The sequence below is a fragment of the Comamonas avium genome (assembly GCF_014836675.1).
GTDB lineage: Bacteria > Pseudomonadota > Gammaproteobacteria > Burkholderiales > Burkholderiaceae_C > Comamonas > Comamonas avium.
Genome location: NZ_JACSQK010000005.1, coordinates 79,025 through 95,046, shown reverse-complemented (window position 1 = coordinate 95,046; position 16,022 = coordinate 79,025). Strand labels below are relative to the sequence as shown.

General features: G+C 57.6%; 19 protein-coding genes. 5 read left to right on the top strand and 14 right to left on the bottom strand.

What is annotated here, in order from left to right; all coding sequences use genetic code 11:
• Positions 1-44: 44 nt before the first annotated feature.
• The 7 genes from H9646_RS10655 to H9646_RS10625 all read right to left on the bottom strand — a co-directional run bounded on the left by H9646_RS10655 (position 45) and on the right by H9646_RS10625 (position 6,965).
• On the bottom strand, positions 45-650 hold the full coding sequence (locus H9646_RS10655) for a DNA-3-methyladenine glycosylase I (protein ID WP_191723354.1): 606 nt from the start codon (positions 648-650) through the stop codon (positions 45-47).
• A 167-nt stretch (positions 651-817) separates the two neighbouring features.
• The gene (locus H9646_RS10650; RefSeq protein ID WP_191723353.1) at positions 818-2,293 is read right to left on the bottom strand and encodes an amino acid permease; all 1,476 of its coding nucleotides are present in this window, start codon (positions 2,291-2,293) and stop codon (positions 818-820) included.
• Between the two features lie 302 nt (positions 2,294-2,595).
• Positions 2,596-3,045: a c-type cytochrome gene (locus H9646_RS10645; RefSeq protein ID WP_191723352.1), complete on the bottom strand. Its 450-nt coding sequence runs from the start codon at positions 3,043-3,045 to the stop codon at positions 2,596-2,598.
• Between the two features lie 228 nt (positions 3,046-3,273).
• Positions 3,274-4,872, bottom strand: coding sequence for a bifunctional phosphoribosylaminoimidazolecarboxamide formyltransferase/IMP cyclohydrolase (purH, locus tag H9646_RS10640; protein ID WP_191723351.1), 1,599 nt, complete (start codon positions 4,870-4,872; stop codon positions 3,274-3,276).
• Positions 4,873-4,955: 83 nt separating this feature from the next.
• Complete coding sequence (locus tag H9646_RS10635; protein WP_191723350.1) at positions 4,956-5,207, bottom strand: helix-turn-helix domain-containing protein; 252 nt, start codon at positions 5,205-5,207, stop codon at positions 4,956-4,958.
• Complete coding sequence (gene dusB / locus H9646_RS10630; protein WP_191723349.1) at positions 5,204-6,256, bottom strand: tRNA dihydrouridine synthase DusB; 1,053 nt, start codon at positions 6,254-6,256, stop codon at positions 5,204-5,206. The genes H9646_RS10635 and dusB overlap by 4 nt, the downstream gene beginning before the upstream one ends.
• A 133-nt stretch (positions 6,257-6,389) precedes the next feature.
• Positions 6,390-6,965 carry a hypothetical protein gene (locus tag H9646_RS10625; protein ID WP_191723348.1) on the bottom strand — a complete coding sequence of 192 codons (576 nt, stop codon included), beginning with the start codon at positions 6,963-6,965 and terminating at the stop codon, positions 6,390-6,392.
• A gap of 61 nt (positions 6,966-7,026) precedes the next feature.
• Here H9646_RS10625 and H9646_RS10620 point away from each other — a divergent pair, with 61 nt between their 5' ends.
• Entirely contained in the window at positions 7,027-7,551 is a 525-nt protein-coding gene (locus H9646_RS10620) for a YqaA family protein (protein WP_191723347.1), read from the top strand.
• 33 nt (positions 7,552-7,584) lie between these two features.
• On the opposite strand, the gene H9646_RS10615 is transcribed toward H9646_RS10620, so the two are convergent.
• From H9646_RS10615 to H9646_RS10590, 6 genes are all read right to left on the bottom strand, one after another.
• Positions 7,585-8,511, bottom strand: a complete 927-nt coding sequence (locus H9646_RS10615) for an NUDIX hydrolase (RefSeq protein WP_191723667.1) — start codon at positions 8,509-8,511, stop codon at positions 7,585-7,587.
• 319 nt (positions 8,512-8,830) lie between these two features.
• Complete coding sequence (locus tag H9646_RS10610; protein ID WP_191723666.1) at positions 8,831-9,031, bottom strand: DUF1254 domain-containing protein; 201 nt, start codon at positions 9,029-9,031, stop codon at positions 8,831-8,833.
• A 22-nt stretch (positions 9,032-9,053) separates the two neighbouring features.
• Complete coding sequence (locus H9646_RS10605; RefSeq protein ID WP_191723346.1) at positions 9,054-9,197, bottom strand: hypothetical protein; 144 nt, start codon at positions 9,195-9,197, stop codon at positions 9,054-9,056.
• A 41-nt stretch (positions 9,198-9,238) separates the two neighbouring features.
• Positions 9,239-10,228, bottom strand: a complete 990-nt coding sequence (locus H9646_RS10600) for a Bug family tripartite tricarboxylate transporter substrate binding protein (RefSeq protein WP_225214132.1) — start codon at positions 10,226-10,228, stop codon at positions 9,239-9,241.
• Positions 10,229-10,242: 14 nt separating this feature from the next.
• Positions 10,243-10,398, bottom strand: coding sequence for an acetate--CoA ligase family protein (locus H9646_RS10595; RefSeq protein ID WP_191723345.1), 156 nt, complete (start codon positions 10,396-10,398; stop codon positions 10,243-10,245).
• 2 nt (positions 10,399-10,400) lie between these two features.
• A complete protein-coding gene (locus H9646_RS10590) occupies positions 10,401-11,366 on the bottom strand; it encodes a tripartite tricarboxylate transporter substrate binding protein (protein WP_191723344.1) in 966 nt (321 codons plus the stop codon).
• A 100-nt stretch (positions 11,367-11,466) separates the two neighbouring features.
• Here H9646_RS10590 and H9646_RS10585 point away from each other — a divergent pair, with 100 nt between their 5' ends.
• Positions 11,467-12,267: an IclR family transcriptional regulator gene (locus tag H9646_RS10585; protein ID WP_225214131.1), complete on the top strand. Its 801-nt coding sequence runs from the start codon at positions 11,467-11,469 to the stop codon at positions 12,265-12,267.
• A gap of 20 nt (positions 12,268-12,287) precedes the next feature.
• A complete protein-coding gene (locus H9646_RS10580) occupies positions 12,288-13,064 on the top strand; it encodes an IclR family transcriptional regulator (RefSeq protein ID WP_191723343.1) in 777 nt (258 codons plus the stop codon).
• Between the two features lie 23 nt (positions 13,065-13,087).
• On the opposite strand, the gene H9646_RS10575 is transcribed toward H9646_RS10580, so the two are convergent.
• Entirely contained in the window at positions 13,088-14,305 is a 1,218-nt protein-coding gene (locus tag H9646_RS10575; protein ID WP_191723342.1) for a CaiB/BaiF CoA transferase family protein, read from the bottom strand.
• 178 nt (positions 14,306-14,483) lie between these two features.
• Between H9646_RS10575 and H9646_RS10570 the strand changes: the two genes are divergently transcribed.
• Together H9646_RS10570 and H9646_RS10565 are read left to right on the top strand one after the other, a co-directional pair.
• Positions 14,484-15,647, top strand: a complete 1,164-nt coding sequence (locus H9646_RS10570) for an acyl-CoA dehydrogenase family protein (protein WP_191723341.1) — start codon at positions 14,484-14,486, stop codon at positions 15,645-15,647.
• 21 nt (positions 15,648-15,668) lie between these two features.
• Positions 15,669-16,022, top strand: a complete 354-nt coding sequence (locus H9646_RS10565; RefSeq protein ID WP_191723340.1) for a YidH family protein — start codon at positions 15,669-15,671, stop codon at positions 16,020-16,022.

Sequence of the window (16,022 nt, the reverse complement as noted above, 5' to 3'; positions counted from 1 at the left end):
TGTCAACCAAGCCCTGCACGCCGCCCAGCCTGCAGGGCTTTGTTTTATTGTGGTGCCTGAAAAGCTTGTTTCGCCGCATCTACCAGGCTGCGAGTCATACAGTCAGGGGCGTGGTCATTGACCATGCCCATCGATTGCATGAAGGCATAGGCCGTGGTGGGACCGACGAACTTCCAGCCACGTTTTTTCAGTGCTTTGGCCAGAGCTTGCGATTCAGGCGTCTGTGCTTGCAACGCAATGCCCGCATCACTTTTTTCTGGTGCAAAGCGCCAAAAGAAGGCTGCCAGCGAACCTTCTTGCTGCACCATCTCCAGTGCCCGGCTTGCGTTGTGGATGACGGCTTCAATCTTGCCACGATGGCGCACAATGCCTGCGTCTTGCAGCAGGCGCTGGACATCAGCCTCGGTAAAGCGGGCCACAGCATGAAAGTCGAACTGCGCAAAGGCTGCGCGGAAGTTCTCGCGCTTTTGCAAGATGGTGTACCAGCTCAACCCGGACTGAAAGGCTTCCAAGCTGATCTTCTCAAACAGCCGGCGGTCATCCGCGACCGGGAAACCCCATTCATGGTCATGGTAGTGAATATAGCGATCGGTGGCCAAGCACCATTTGCAGCGTGTGTGGCCGTCTGGGCCAAGGCCTGTGGGAATCATCAGCGCTCTCCTTGCCTGCCACTGTAAAACAAACAGGCTACAAAAAAACCCAATGTGTTTGAGACATTGGGTTTCTAAAAAAGAAGCTGCTAACGCTTACCAGTCAATCACTTCAAATAGTTTTCATACTGAAAACGTTTACTGGAAAGCGCAATGCGCTCCCTTTATTATTTACTTTGCGCCAAACGTGAATGGCGCATGCCGTAAGCCAGATAGACCACCACGCCCAGTGCCATCCACGCCAGAAAGCGCACCCAGGTCAGAGTGGTCAGATTCATCATCAAATACACGCACAGCAGCGCAGAAAGCACGGGCAGGAACGGCACCAACGGCACGCGATAGCCTGCGCTGTGCGGGTTCTTCTTGCGCAGGATGAGGATGCCCACACTGACCAGCACAAAGGCTGACAGCGTGCCGATGTTGATCATCTCCTCCAGCGCTTCTACTTTAGTAAAGCCTGCCAAGATAGCCACCACCACCCCGACAGCAATCTGCAGGCGCTCAGGCGTTTGGCGCTTTTTCGATGTAACGCCCCAGCTGCGAGGCAGCAGGCCATCGCGGCACAGCGCCAGCAACACGCGGGAGCTACCCATCAGCAGCACCATGACCACGGTGGTCATGCCCACCAGCACCCCGACAGAGATGATTTGCGCAGCCCAGCCGGCCCCCACAGCAATGAACGCGGTGGCCAGCGAAGGGTTCTCGGCCTTGGCCAGCTCGGTGTACGGCACCATGCCCGTCAACGCCAGTGTGACCAGAATGTAGAGCACGGTGACCAGTGCCAAGCCGCCCAAAATGCCGCGTGGCAGCGTGCGCTGCGGGTCTTTCACCTCTTCGGCCGATGTGGCCACGATGTCAAACCCCAAAAATGCAAAGAACACCAGTGAAGCGCCTGAGATCACGCCCAGCCAGCCGTACTGGCTGGGTGCCGCGCCAAACAGCCAGGCCAGCATGGGCTGACCCCAGACATCACCACTCACACCATGCGCCACCACGGGTGGCTGCGACGGAGGAATGAAGGGCGTGAAGTTGTCCGTGTTCATGTAGGTAAAGCCCACCACAATGACAACCACGGTGATCGCCAGCTTGAGGATGGTGAACACGTTGTTCACCTTGGCCGATACCTGCGTGCCCGCAATCAGCAGCACGGTGAATATGGCCACGATGAAGAACGGCCCCCAGTACATGGTCAGGCCACCGAGCTGGATGGTGGATGACAGATCAATGCCAGCAATCGACAGCACCGTACTCAGATAAATGCCCCAGTATTTGGCAATCACCGCGGCAGCAGAAATCATCTCCAGCAATAAATTCCAGCCAATGATCCACGCTAGCCCTTCTCCCATGGTGAGGTAGGTATAGGTGTAGGCGCTGCCCGTCACAGGCACGCTGGACGCAAACTCCGCGTAGCACATGATGGCCAGCGCGCAGGTGAACGCCGCGATGATGAAGGAAAAGATCACCGCTGGGCCAGCAAACGTGCCTGCAGCGCGCGCACCGACCGAGAAAATACCAGCTCCCACAGCCACAGCCAGGCCCAGAATCATCAAGTCAAAGGTGCCTAAGCTGCGCTTGAGCTGGCGCCCGGGCTCATCCGCATCGGCCAATGCCTGAGCGACGGTTTTGGTTTTTAACCACTGCATGCAATCCCTTTTGGTTACCTTGAATGCCCATGGCACAGGTAACGCTCTCGTTTCAAAAACGCAAGCATAGGGTTTGCACGTACATCACACACAAAGCCTGCACTTACTCCCCTGTGCACGCTTGTTTAGTGCGCGTGATGGGGCAAACTTTGGATTTTAGCGATAGCCAAACACCACACTCACAAAGAGTGCGTGCAGAGCACTACAAGCGCTTTCAAGCTGCGCTACATCATTCATAGACGCAAAAAAACCCGATGCAAGCAACATATGCATCGGGTCTTCAAGTTCGAAGTGAGCAACCGCTACGGAGCTTTGCTACCCGCCAGCGCCATGATCCATTGCGCCATTTCCAGCGATTGGGCTTCGGTCACCTGCGGATGGCGCGGCATGATGGTGCGGCCCCACTCCCCCACGCTGCCTTCCCGAATCTTTTGAGCCAGATAAGTCTGTGCATCTGCGCGGTCCTTGTAACGCTCGGCGATCTCCACCAAGCCCGGGCCCACAAATTTGCGCTCCACACCGTGACAACGCATGCAGTCGCTGCCATCAATCAAGGTCTTGCCACCCATCAGTGCCGGATTGTGCTCAGCCACCGCTGCCACAGTCTGTGCAGCGGCCTGGTCTGAGGACGTGCCAATGATCATGCGCGCCCCCAAGTTGAGCAAACCCAGCACCACCAAAATCATGCCAATGATGATGACCCAGCCCAGCCAGCGCGGCCGCTGCACGGGCTCGTCGTCGTAATCCTGCATGCAAAAATCCTTTTCCAAAAAACAATCGGCATGGTGCCGAAACAACCATGCCGAGTTTGCATTGCCTCGCTCAACCTGATGAGTGCGAGGGCTTCCCAGACAGTGCAGTTCACGCTACCCATTGCAAGATGGGCCGCTGAGGCGAGGCATCAATCCCGAAGGCCGCAGCAATACTACGGCCAGAGATTGCAACGACGCATCAAGCGTGCAATGCGCTGCCCCAGGCGATCAATGACGGAAGTGGCGCACGCCAGTAAACACCATGGCCACACCGCGTTCGTTCGCTGCGTCAATCACTTCCTGATCGCGCATGGAGCCGCCAGGCTGCGCCACGCAGGTTGCACCGGCATCGACCACCACATCCAGTCCATCACGGAAGGGGAAGAAAGCATCCGACGCCACCACAGTGTTTTGCAGCGACAGCTTGGCCGCTTCGGCCTTGATCGAAGCAATACGGGCCGAATCCAGACGCGACATCTGGCCTGCGCCCACGCCCATCGTCATGCCGTTCTTGCAGAACACAATGGCGTTGGACTTGACGAACTTGGCCACGTTCCAGGCAAACAGCAAATCTTGCAGCTCTTGCGCAGTAGGTTGCTTGACAGTCACCACCTTCAGGTCGGCCAGTGTCAGCTCGTGGTTGTCCGAAGTTTGCAGCAGCAGGCCTGAGCCAATGCGCTTGGACTCCACTGCATTGCGGCCATTTTCCCAGTCGGTCTTGCCACCTGCAGGCAGGGCAATCTTCATCAGGCGCACATTGACTTTGCTCTTGAAGATGTCCAGCGCTTCAGCGGTGAATTCGGGGGCCATCAGCACTTCAACGAACTGCTTGGACACGGCTTCTGCCGCAGCCTTGTCGACTACGCGGTTGAAAGCGATGATGCCGCCAAACGCACTGGTAGGGTCGGTCTGAAATGCCTTGGCATACGCCTCGTGCGCATCGCTGCCAATTGCCACACCGCAAGGGTTGGCGTGCTTGACGATCACGCAGGCAGGCACTTCAAAGCTCTTGACACATTCCCAGGCGGCATCTGCATCGGCAATGTTGTTGTAGCTCAGTTCTTTGCCTTGCAGCTGCACGCCAGTAGCCAGCGAGCCCGGTGCGGGGTACAGATCACGGTACCAGGCCGCTTGCTGGTGGCTGTTTTCACCGTAGCGCAGGTCTTGCACCTTGATGAAGTGGCCGTTGGACTGACCACCGAACTGCGCGCGCTCAGGCACATATGCCTCGGACAGCTTTTCATCTTCAAACTTCACGCTAGACAGGTAGTCGCTGATGGCACCGTCGTACTGGGCAATGCGGTTGAATGCAGCCACCGACAGCTCAAAGCGCAGCTTGTTGCTCAACTTGCCAGCAGTTTTCAGCTCGGCCAGCACGGCGTCGTACTGGTCAGCAGCGGTGACCACGCCCACATCGGCCCAGTTCTTGGCGGCAGAACGCACCATGGCCGGGCCGCCAATGTCGATGTTTTCAATCGCATCAGCCAGCGTGCAACCGGCCTTGGCTACAGTGGCTTCAAAGGGGTAGAGATTGACCACCAGCAGATCGATGGTTTCAATACCGTGCTCTTTGAGCGCAGCCATGTGCTCGGGCAGCTCGCGGCGAGCCAGCAGGCCACCGTGCACCATGGGGTGCAGGGTTTTGACGCGGCCATCCAGCATTTCAGGGAACTTGGTGACTTCTGCCACCTCGGTCACGGGCAGGCCCTTGTCGGCCAGCAGTTTGGCGGTACCGCCAGTGGACAGCAGTTGAATACCCAGACCGTGCAGGGCTTGGGCAAATTCAACGATGCCGGTCTTGTCAGAAACGGAGAGCAGTGCTTTCATGGTGCAACTCAATAATAGTGAAATCGTTACTTGGCGCCTATCTGGCAGGCGTCGACAGCTATCAGTTCAGGCAATGCGTGCCCTTAAAGCATTTCATGCTCTAAGAGTTTTTTGCGCAGGGTGTTACGGTTCAAACCCAGCCATTGCGCAGCACGTGACTGGTTGTTGTCAGACTGCTGCATGACCACGTCCAGCAGCGGTTTTTCCACCAGTCGCAGCAACATGTCATACATATTGCTGGGCGTCTCGCCACCCAGATCGCTGAAGTAGCTCTCCAGGCTTGCGCGCACGCATTCCTCAATGTTTTGGTTATCGTTGTTATGTGGGGCGCTCATGCAGCCAGTTCCTCAATCTCTTGCTCTGCATCGACCGCATGGATCTGCGGCAGACGCTCCATCTGCAAGCACAGCTGATCAAAGTAATCCGCCACAGCTTGCCACTGCACCAGGCAGTCGTCGATGGTGTTGATATGTTGTCGAAGTTCTTCCCCACCCGGCAATGCCCGCACGTACCATGCAATGTGCTTGCGCGCACTGCGCACACCGGTCAGCTCACCATACAGGCCATAGTGGTCGTGCAAGTGGTCCAGCAGCAGGCGGCGTACTTCGGCCACCAAGGGGGGAGCCATGTGCGCGCCTGTGGCCAGAAAGTGACCAATCTCACGGAAAATCCACGGCCTGCCCTGTGCTGCACGGCCCACCATGACAGCATCCGCACCGGTATAGGCCAGCACATCACGCGCCTTTTCAGGGCTGGTGATGTCACCGTTGGCCACCACGGGCACATGCACAGCCTGCTTGACCGCAGCTATCGTGTCGTACTCTGCAAAGCCCTTGTAGCCCTGCTCGCGGGTACGGCCATGTACCGTGAGCATTTGAATGCCCACGTCTTCAAACTGCCGCGCTAAAAGGACGGCATTTTTTTGTGCATCGCACCAACCCGTGCGCATCTTCAGCGTGACAGGCACGTTGAAGGGGCGTGCAGCCTGCACCACGGCCTGGGCGATCTCTACGGCCAAAGGCTCGTTTTGCATCAGCGCAGAGCCTGCCCATTTGTTGCACACCTTCTTGGCCGGGCAACCCATGTTGATGTCGATGATTTGCGCACCGCGCTCGATGTTGTAGATGGCCGCTTCGGCCATCATGGGTGCATCGGTGCCAGCAATTTGCACCGAGATCGGTCCCGGCTCTCCAGCGTGGTTGGCGCGGCGGCTGGTCTTGAGACTGTTCCACAAGTCCTTGCGCGATGTCACCATCTCGCTGACGGCATAACCGGCCCCCAATGCCTTGCACAACTGGCGAAATGGCCGATCCGTCACACCCGCCATGGGTGCAACAAACAGGTTGTTCGCCAGCGTATGCTGACCAATGCGTAGCGCAGTCATGGGTGGGTAAAGCAATCGACGGTGGGGAAAGAGGCAGTATTGTATCTGCCCAAAAAATGAGCAGCACCCTGCTGCTACAAAGACACTAGCAAAGAATCAGGTAAGCCCAAGCCCACTTTCTCCAAGCCGGCCTTCAATTGCGGGTGGCTGCGGGCACAAAGGCCCACCAGTGGTCCTGCACGGTCTGCAAGCCACGCGCTTTCATGACACCGGCCAGCCACTGGCGGTTAAACAGCACATCGGGCGAAACCTCTTCCTGCTGCGCTGCACCCAGCTCTTGGACCTGATCGACGTGATGAACCTGATGAACCTGACCGGGCATGCCCAGGTGCACAGCCCCCATATCGACCTCTTCGCCATCCGCCAGGGGCCCACGCACAAATTGAGCTGCAGCATCGCTGTCAGTCACCTGTACACGCACATCCAGCACCTGCTGCATGTTGCCAACTCCTGTACGCACAAAAGGGCAGCCCTGGGTCACCAGCTTCATGCCTTGTGCCTGCAACTGCACACGCACAACATGCATCGCCCGTCGCGTATTTGCCTGGTCCAGCAACGCGGCGCAATCGGTTGCAATCTGTTTTTCTTCTTCGTCCATGGGTATGGCGCTGTCTTTGGCTAGCACTGGCAAGCACGCCATTAACCCCGCCAAGAGCACTCCACGCATGGGCAATGTCACACACTTTCTTTCGATCAATGCAATGTTCATACCCCCAGCTTAGGCTAAGCCTCTGTCTGCTGCCAGCAGACATGCACCTACACTTAGTCAGATGCAAGCATGGTTTCAAGAAATTTTGCAATGGTTGGCGCTGCCCCAATTTGGCCTGAGCACCTTGTTCGTCGTGGCCCTGGTGTCTGCCACATTACTGCCCATGGGGTCCGAACCGGCTGTGGTGGGCTTGCTACAACTGAATCCCCACCTGTTCTGGGCCGCCATCTTCACCGCGACTGCGGGCAACACTATTGGTGGAGCAATCAGTTGGTGGATGGGGCTGGGAGCCCACAAAGCCTGGCACGCTGCCCGCCAGCGCCGCCGCGCCGGGCTGCCAGATATACCAGGCACGAAACCACCACGCTCGCTCTCGCGCCATGAACGCCGTGTCCGCATTTGGCTGCGTAAATGGGGTGCAAAAACCTGCCTGCTCAGCTGGCTGCCGATTGTAGGAGACCCACTGTGTGCGGTGGCTGGCTGGCTCAATCTGCCGTTCTGGCCCTGCGTGTTCTACATGGCCATCGGCAAGTTCTTTCGCTACCTGGCCATGACTGCGGCCATTTTGTGGGCCTTGCCGGGCTAAGTACTCAGGCCGACAGATTTCTGAATTTAAGCCTCAAGTGCCACGCGCAAGTGGCAACTTGCTGCCAGCAATTGCCCGCTCCTGAAGCACGTCGCTGCGGAAACGAAAAAGTTTGGCTGGCCGCCCAGCTCCACCGGCGGTCACCCCCCCGGCCTCTTCTACCAAGTCCTGCTGCTCAATCAAGCGGCGAAAGTTCTGTTTATGCAGGCCTCGCCCCGCTAGCGCTTCGACCGTTTGCTGCAGTTGCAGCAAGGTGAATGCGGGCGGCATCAACTCGAACACGACAGGTCGATATTTAATTTTGGCGCGCAGGCGCGCAATGCCGGTGGCCAGTATGCGGCGGTGGTCATGCTGCATGGAACGCCCCGGCAATCGGTCACGCACGGCCATGCCACGCTGCGCACCCTCTTGCACCAGACCAGCCTCAAACAGCAGCTCATAGCGCTGCAGCACCAGGTCTTCGTTCCAGGCTTGTTCATTAACGCCAAAGTTAATCGCGGCCCTCGCTTGCCTAGATTGCTTTTGCACCGTGTTTGGCGCTTCTTTGACCCATGCTTGCAGGTGCGGCACGATGCAATCAGCCAGCACTGCGGGTGCACCCGTTCGCCAGTCCTCCCAGGGGAAATAGCTGTACCAGTCCTGCCAGCTGGTATCCCCTTGCGGCGGCTGCTCAGGCTCGCGTGTCAGCCCCAGATAGCTGATGGACAGCACATGTGCCGCCTCACTACGCTCTCTGTCGGCAAAGGTGTAGAGCTGCTCAACATAGCCCAAACTGTGCTGGGTCTGGTTTTCCACCCATGCACGCAAGCCCGCCTGCAGCGAGCGATGCACCATTTGAAATGGCCCCGCCGGTAAAGCCTCGCCTCCCCGGGTGGTAAGTACCCGAGGCTGCCCCTGGCTGACAGCTGCCAAAACAGCCACCAACTCAGCATGCAAAGCTTGCTCCGCAGTTTTGCTCAATTTAGACACTCAACAAAGAGAACAAGGGTGCAACTCGCGCCAGTACCAGCTGCTTAGTCATATGCCCCATATCCATCCCCGCTTTCTTGCCCAGTAAAAAAACAGACGCTTTCAGACGATTGCAGCATGGTCCCCGCACCGCCCACCAGTCATCAGGCAAGCACTCACCGATGACAGACACCCATCCACCAGCCGTGATTATCGACGTTATGCACCACTTGATGCTGCAACACCCTGCTCAGAATTAGCCAGTAATGCCTCCTTGAACCAGGCTGGAATTTTGCCGGTTTTCATTTCAGCTCCCAGTCCATCTGCTGCCTCAGTCAAACACACCCGCTCCCACCAAGGTCTCAAATATGTCTGCAAAGACTGCTTGAGTCACGGCCTGCAGCAAAAACTCCAGCGGCGACGAATCTTGTTTATGGAAGTTATTGGTGTAAACATCCATGAGCTCCAGTACAAAACAGCGGCCGGTCTGTCGCGGAACCGTGATGACAACAGGCCCCTGGCACAGATCGATCCAGGTATTGCTTTAGAGCAGATCATTGGCCGGAGGCCTGCGCACCAAGCAAGGTCTGCACATGGCAGGTACAGATGGCTTCCAACAGCGGGTACCCGGCGACGATGGCTGGCACAGCACTGTGCGCCGTCCAGACCGCCTGAGGCACCGTAAATTTCTGGCTCAAAAAATGGATGCCATGCTGCGGTCTCCTGTAATTATTTTTGTTCAATTCACAGTGACGCCGCTGACCTTCACCAGACGTGCCCAGACGGCAGTGTCCTCGTGCCACTGCTTCTCGAAAGCCTCGCGCGAGATAGGCTCTGCTTCCATTCCCAGACTCCGGATCTTCTCCACAACGCGTGGCTGCAGCAGCACCTGTGCGCTCGCCTGCGCTAGGCGCTGAACGTCAACAGGAGACAGCTTGGCTGGAGCGAACAAGGTGTACCAAATCTCGGTGTCAAAGGCAACGCCGCTTTCCACCAAAGTCGGCACCTGCGGCAATGCCGAGGAACGCTTGCGCCCCGACACTGCCAGCGCCTTTATCTTGCCCGCCTGCAGTAACGGCAAAGCGCCAGCCACATCGGCCATTGCAACCTCTATCTGGCCACCAGCCAAATCCTGCAATAGCGGAGCAACTCCCTTGTAAGGCACATGTTCCATGGGTATGCCGGTAGACAGACGAATACTCTCCACAGCCAAATGCCCGCCGGAACCAGTGCCCCACGACCCATACATCAACGGAGCACCAGATCGTTTGACCAAGGCCAGCATCTCGGGCAGCGTATCTGCCGCGTACTTGGCGTTGGCAACCAGTACATTTCCACCGTGGGCAATCCGCGCCAGAGCGACAAAATCCCGCTCTGGGCTGTATTTGAGATCCTTGAACAAGGCCGGTGCGATGGAGTGGGTGGCACTAATACCCAGCAGCAGCGTGAATCCATCGGGCGCGCTGCGGGCCACCTGCGCGCTGCCCAGCGTTCCCGTTGCGCCCGGCACGTTATCGACGATCACCGTCGCATTGAGCTCCCGCCCAAGCTCCAGCGCTATCAGGCGCCCCATCACATCCGTGCCACCTCCTGCAGGGAATGGCACAACGATGCGAATCGCCTTGCCTCTGGTATTGGCTGCATGTGCCAGCAGTGGTGCTGCAGTCAGGGTTGCAGCACTGATCAGCAATGCGCGCCGACTCGGCATTGAGGTACACGAATTTTTCATAGACCCGTCTCCTTTCAAGCTTCAACGAAACTCACAACGGCATCTGCCGCTGCCACACCATCCACCGTCACCATCAACGGATTGATTTCGAGCGTGCCCAGACGAGACCCCAACGCAGAGGCCAGCTCGCTAAATCGCAGCACCGTATTCACCAGTGCTTGCGTTTTCATGCTCACTCGGCCTGAATACCTGCCGCCTTCACCACCTCACTCCATTTCTTTGTTTCTGACGTGATGTGGGTACGAAATTCTGCTGGCGTGCTGCCGACGGCTTCAATGCCGAGTTGTGCAAAGCGGTCCTTGGTATCCGGTTCCTGCACGATAGCGGCGATTTCTTGGCTGAGTTTGTCAACAATGGACGTCGGCACACCCGCTGGCGCCAGCACACCCCACCAAGAGTAACCAACCACCGGGATACCCAACTCCTGCAGCGTGGGAACGTCAGGTGTCAACGTGGAGCGCTGCGGCAGAGCCACTGCAATTGGTTTGACCTTGCCCGCTGCGACCTGACCGGCAAAAGGTGGCAGGTTGTCAAAGGCGAATGCAGTCTGCCCACTGGCTACCGCAATGACGGACTCGGAGCTTCCCTTGTAGGGGATATGCGTCATATTGGCCTGTGTCTGCATGCGAAAGAGTTCACCTACCAAATTGGGTGTGCTGCCAACACCGGCCGAAGCCCAGGAGAGGCCGCCATTCGTTGCGTTGGCTTGGCTCAAGATATCCGTTGCACTCTTGATGGAGGATTTCGGCGTCACGAACAGGTACACAGGAACCTTGGTCACCAACGAAACCGGTGCCAGATCCTTGCTGGCGTCGTAGGGCAATTTCTTGAATAGCGGTACGTTGGTGGCGAGGTTGGCAGTACCCATCAACAGGGTGTAACCGTCAGGTGCCGCCTTGGCGACCGCCGTGGTACCGGACTGGGTGGCAGCTCCTGCCTTGTTCTCCACAATGACGGGCTGCCTCAGGCGATTACCGAGCTTTTGCGCAACCAGGCGCGCCACGATATCCGTGCCGCCACCAGCTGCATATGGCACGACCAAGCGGACAGGCTTGCTGGGGTAGTCGCTGGCCATGGCAGACTGGCAAGTCAATACCACGGTGGCGACCAATACGAAACGGCAGTGCAGGTGGCGCATGGATGTCTCCGTGTTGTAGTGGAGAGATGATCCGCGATGCTGCTTTTGACGTGGTATAAGATTTCGGCATATTACTCAGCCATCCCGCCGGGAGAGATTCTTGGAAAGAAGCACCAACGATCAGCGCTTCGCCACCACACTGGCAAATGGCATGGCTTTGCTACGTTGCTTTACCCCATTCGCACCCTGCTTAACCAATGGTGAGCTGGCTCGACTTTCGGGGCTATCCAAGGCAACGGTATCCCGCCTGAGTTACACCCTGGAGCTAATAGGCCTGCTGCAATTCGACCAGGAAGCACGCCGATACCGGCTCGGTGCCATGTCCCTGTCCATCGCCTACCCACTACTTTCCCGCCTAGCCGTCAGGCAAGTAGCCAGACCATTGATGCAGCAGCTGGCAAATCGCACCGGCGGCAGCATCTCGCTGAGCATGCGGCACCGTGCCTCCGTCATCTACATCGAAACCACGCGAGAACACGATGCAGAGGATTTTCGCCCGGAAATCGGGGCGGCTCTGCCGCTACTGGGCACGGCTGCCGGACGTGCTTGGCTTGCCGCATGTGATGATTTTGAGCGCGACGATGCCTACGCCTGGCTACAACGTAGTACAGGCATGAGTCTTTCTTCACTTGGCGCCCTTGACGTCGTCAGCACTGCAATGCGCGATTTGCACGAGCGTGGCTTTTGCATGTCGCAGGGAGATTTTGTGCATGATGTGAACGCCATCGCTTTGCCTTTACGGGAGCGGGTGCGCGGCGATCTGGTCATACTCAATTGCGGCATGCTTCAGCACCGCATGCCCTCCTCCAAGCTCGAGCGCAAGGTGGGCCCACTGCTCAGAAAGACTGCGCAGCAAATCGACCAATTGCTTGCACAGCAGCAAGTGGAGCCGGCACGATGACGCGGCACGGGACCCAAGAAGTGGATGAGCATTTCACCATCACGCTCGCGCGTGGTGTACAAATCCTTCAGGCATTCTCCAGCGAAAAACCCACCTTAACCAATGGAGAACTGGTAACACTGACAGGCATGGACAAGGCAACGGTGTCCAGGTTGGCGTTCACCTTGATCGAATTGGGTTATCTGCGCCGCGAAGGATTGCGCGGCGGCTATTCACTCGACACCGGCGTACTGACACTAGGCTATCCACTGCTGGCCAGCATGCATATCCGGCAAGTCGCCCGGCCATGGATGCACAACCTCAGTGAGCATATGGACGGTACCGTCTCTCTGTGCGTTCGCGATCGTTCCTCGATCATCTACCTGGATTCGGTACGCAAAATAGACAGCAACACTCCGTCGGTCGACATCGGATCCAGCTTACCGCTGCTCGCCTCGGCAGCAGGTCGCGCCTGGCTATGCTCTGTATCCGAAGCTCAGCGCACCGCTGCTCTCAACCAGATTCGCCTGCAAACGCCTGCGGTGTTCGAGGCCAATCAAAAAGAGATCGAGAAGACGAAGAGCCAGATGCAGCGCCATGGATTCAGCATTAACCGGGGAGCCCATGATGCTCGCCGCGTGGCAGTGGCCGTGCCAATGTGCAAACTGCTGCATGGCGAGCTGATTGTTTTCAACTGCTCGCTGCTTGCAGACGAATCCCTGCGCCTTGCCAAGGCACGCGAGGCTGGCTATGCACTGCGCGACATGGTGCGCCATATCGAGGTCGCCATTGGCATGCGCACCCTTGACAACGAGTAAGCCCTTTCGGATCACCATCTGCGTCAAATCACTCCAGCTTGCTTCAAGTGCCCCAGATCGTCAGCCGTGAGACCAAGTTGACCGTAAACCTCGGCATTGTGCTCGCCAGTATCCGGACCGGATGCTTCGATCTTTGAGGTGTGACCACTGAAACGGGGGACCACGCAGGGACCCGGAATGCTGCCCAAGTCTTTGTCCGGAATGCGGATGATGGCCTGCCGTTCCTTGAAATGTGGATCTTCCATGACATCCTTGATGTCATAGACCTTGCTGAACGGCACTTGGTGCCGACTCAGTACATCAGCCAGATCCGAGAAGGTGCACGATTTGCACCAGTCTGCAATCGCTCTGTCGAGGACCTCCAGATGCTCAACGCGCAATGGATTGGTGGCAAAACGCGGATCGCTGGTGAGCTCAGGCCTGCCCATTGCCTGTGTCACGCGCTGAAAAATGGCATCCGAAGTGCCCACCAAGGTAATCCAGACACCGTCCGCACTGCAATACATATTGGACGGTGCAGTGTAGGTGGCACGCGAGCCCGCGCGGCGACGTGCAACGCCCAGCTGCTCAAACTCCACAGGCAACGGATCAAGTAGCCTCAGCAGCGCTTCCGTCGCAGATAGATCGATTTCCCTTGGCTCAGGCGTATTGCTGCCCCGCTGCTCGGCAACGGCCGCCGCAATAGTGAACGCGCCAAACACGCCGCAGACCACATCACCGAACGGAAAATTCATGTGTTGAGGTGCTCCGTCGGCTTCACCGGTGATGTGGGCAAAGCCACTCATGGCCTCAAATATCCGGGCGAAACCTGGCCGTGATGCATAGGGTCCGGTCTGACCGAAGCCAGTCAGCCGCAGCACGATGAGACGAGGATTTGCCTGCTTGAGCGTTTCAAAATCCAAGCCCCATCGTGCCAGGGTGCCCGTACGGAAGTTCTCTACGAGGACATCCGTTTTCTCTAGCAGTCGTAGTAGCAGTACCTTGCCTTCGGGCTTGCGTATATCCAGAGAAATGCCCTTCTTGCCGCGATTTGCCGCTTTCCAGAACAAGGCGTGCTCAGATGTGACGGGTGCAAGACTGCGCAGCGAATCGCCCCCCTCGGGCAATTCCACCTTAATGACACTCGCTCCCAGGTCTGCACAAAGCGTCGAGGCAAATGGGGCGGCAAGCACGGTGGCGAGATCAAGAATTCGCACGCCGCTCAACGGACCTGAATTAGAAGGGTTTGGAGTGATATTCATAGTGCCTCCAGTTTGAAAGCATTGCTCCAATTGAATGCAAGCAGTTTTGCTATGTGACTCAGACAACCTCGCCACCAGGCATTGGCTAACATAGCAAAACACATGTCGTTCTTGGCCACGTTTTTTTCTACATTCATTTCAGAGCCCGGCGCTACGGGCAAAGTCTGTAGGAAAAAACATGATCCAAGATCCGAAAAGTTTTGAAAGCTTCATCCACGAACTGCGCGACTTTGTACGCACGCGCCTCGTCCCTCACGAAGCACGTGTGGCCGCAGAGGATGAGGTGCCTGCCGAGGTCGTAGCAGAAATGGCCGCTTATGGTCTGTTCGGTTATTCGATCCCTGCCGCGTATGGCGGTGCAGGCATGACCACTGAAGAGCTGGTGATGGCGGCGATGGAGCTGTCGCAATGCTCGGTGGCATTTCGGGCCCGCGTTGGCACCAACACAGGCATAGGATCTGAAGCTCTGGTTGCCGACGGCTCGGACGAGCAAAAGCGACGTTATCTGCCCGACCTGGCCAGTGGCAAGCTGACTGGCTGTTTCGCGCTCACCGAGCCCGATGCCGGCTCGGATGCGACAGCACTGCGCACCACGGCCGTGCGTGATGGCGATCACTATGTTCTTAACGGAACCAAGTGCTTTATCACCAATGCACCTATTGCAGGTCTCTTCACGGTCATGGCAAGAACTGCCACTGACAACCAAGGAGCTGGCGGTGTGTCTGCTTTTTTGGTCGAGCGCGGAACGCCTGGGCTGAGCACTGCCAAACCGTATGCCAAGATGGGGCAGGCTGGGTCACCCGTTTCCGAGGTCCACTTCGACAACTGCCGAGTACCGGCTGCCAATCTGATCGGCAAGGAAGGTCAGGGCTTCAAAACTGCCATGAAGGTGCTAAACAAGCAGCGCCTGCACCTTGCCGCACTGTGCATTGGTCCCGCTATCCGCATGCTCAATGACGCTGTCGCCTATACGGCTACTAGAAAGCAATTCGGGCAGCCTGTAGGCAGCTTTCAATTGGTTCAGGCACTGATTGCGGACTGCCAGACAGAGATTCATGCTGCTCGCGCACTCGTGCTGGAGACGGCGCGCAAGCGCGATGCGGGTGAAGATGTGACGATGGAAGCCTCCATCTGCAAATACTTTGCTTCTGAGATGTGCGGTCGTGTTGCCGACCGCTGCGTGCAGGCCCTGGGTGGCTATGGCTACATCACGGATAACAGCATCGAGCGCCTGTACCGCGACGTCCGGCTATTCAGGCTCTACGAAGGCACCAGCCAGATCCATCAGCTCAATATTGCCAGACGCACCTTCAGCGCCGCAGGTTACGACCTCAGGCCCTGATGACACAAACAGGAACTCGCAATGCGTGAACCGCAATGGCGCAGGCAAGGCACAGAGCCGGATTACCGGTTCTCACTGGCCAACGAGCGCACTTTTCTCGCATGGATACGCACTGCCCTCGGGCTGCTTGCTGGTGGACTCTTGCTTGAGCAGGCCTCCACCCAGCTCGGTCCGCGCACGTTCATCGTCGCCCTGTCCATCGCTCTGAGCCTGCTGGCAACACTGCTTTGCACCATGGCTTACGTGCGCTGGCGCGCCAATGAGATCGCAATGCGCCATTCTCGCAGGCTGCCCAGCACCCTAGCCATCCCGACCCTTGCCGCATCACTTTGCTGTATCGGCGCAGCAGTCATATACATCCTCTGCTCACAATAA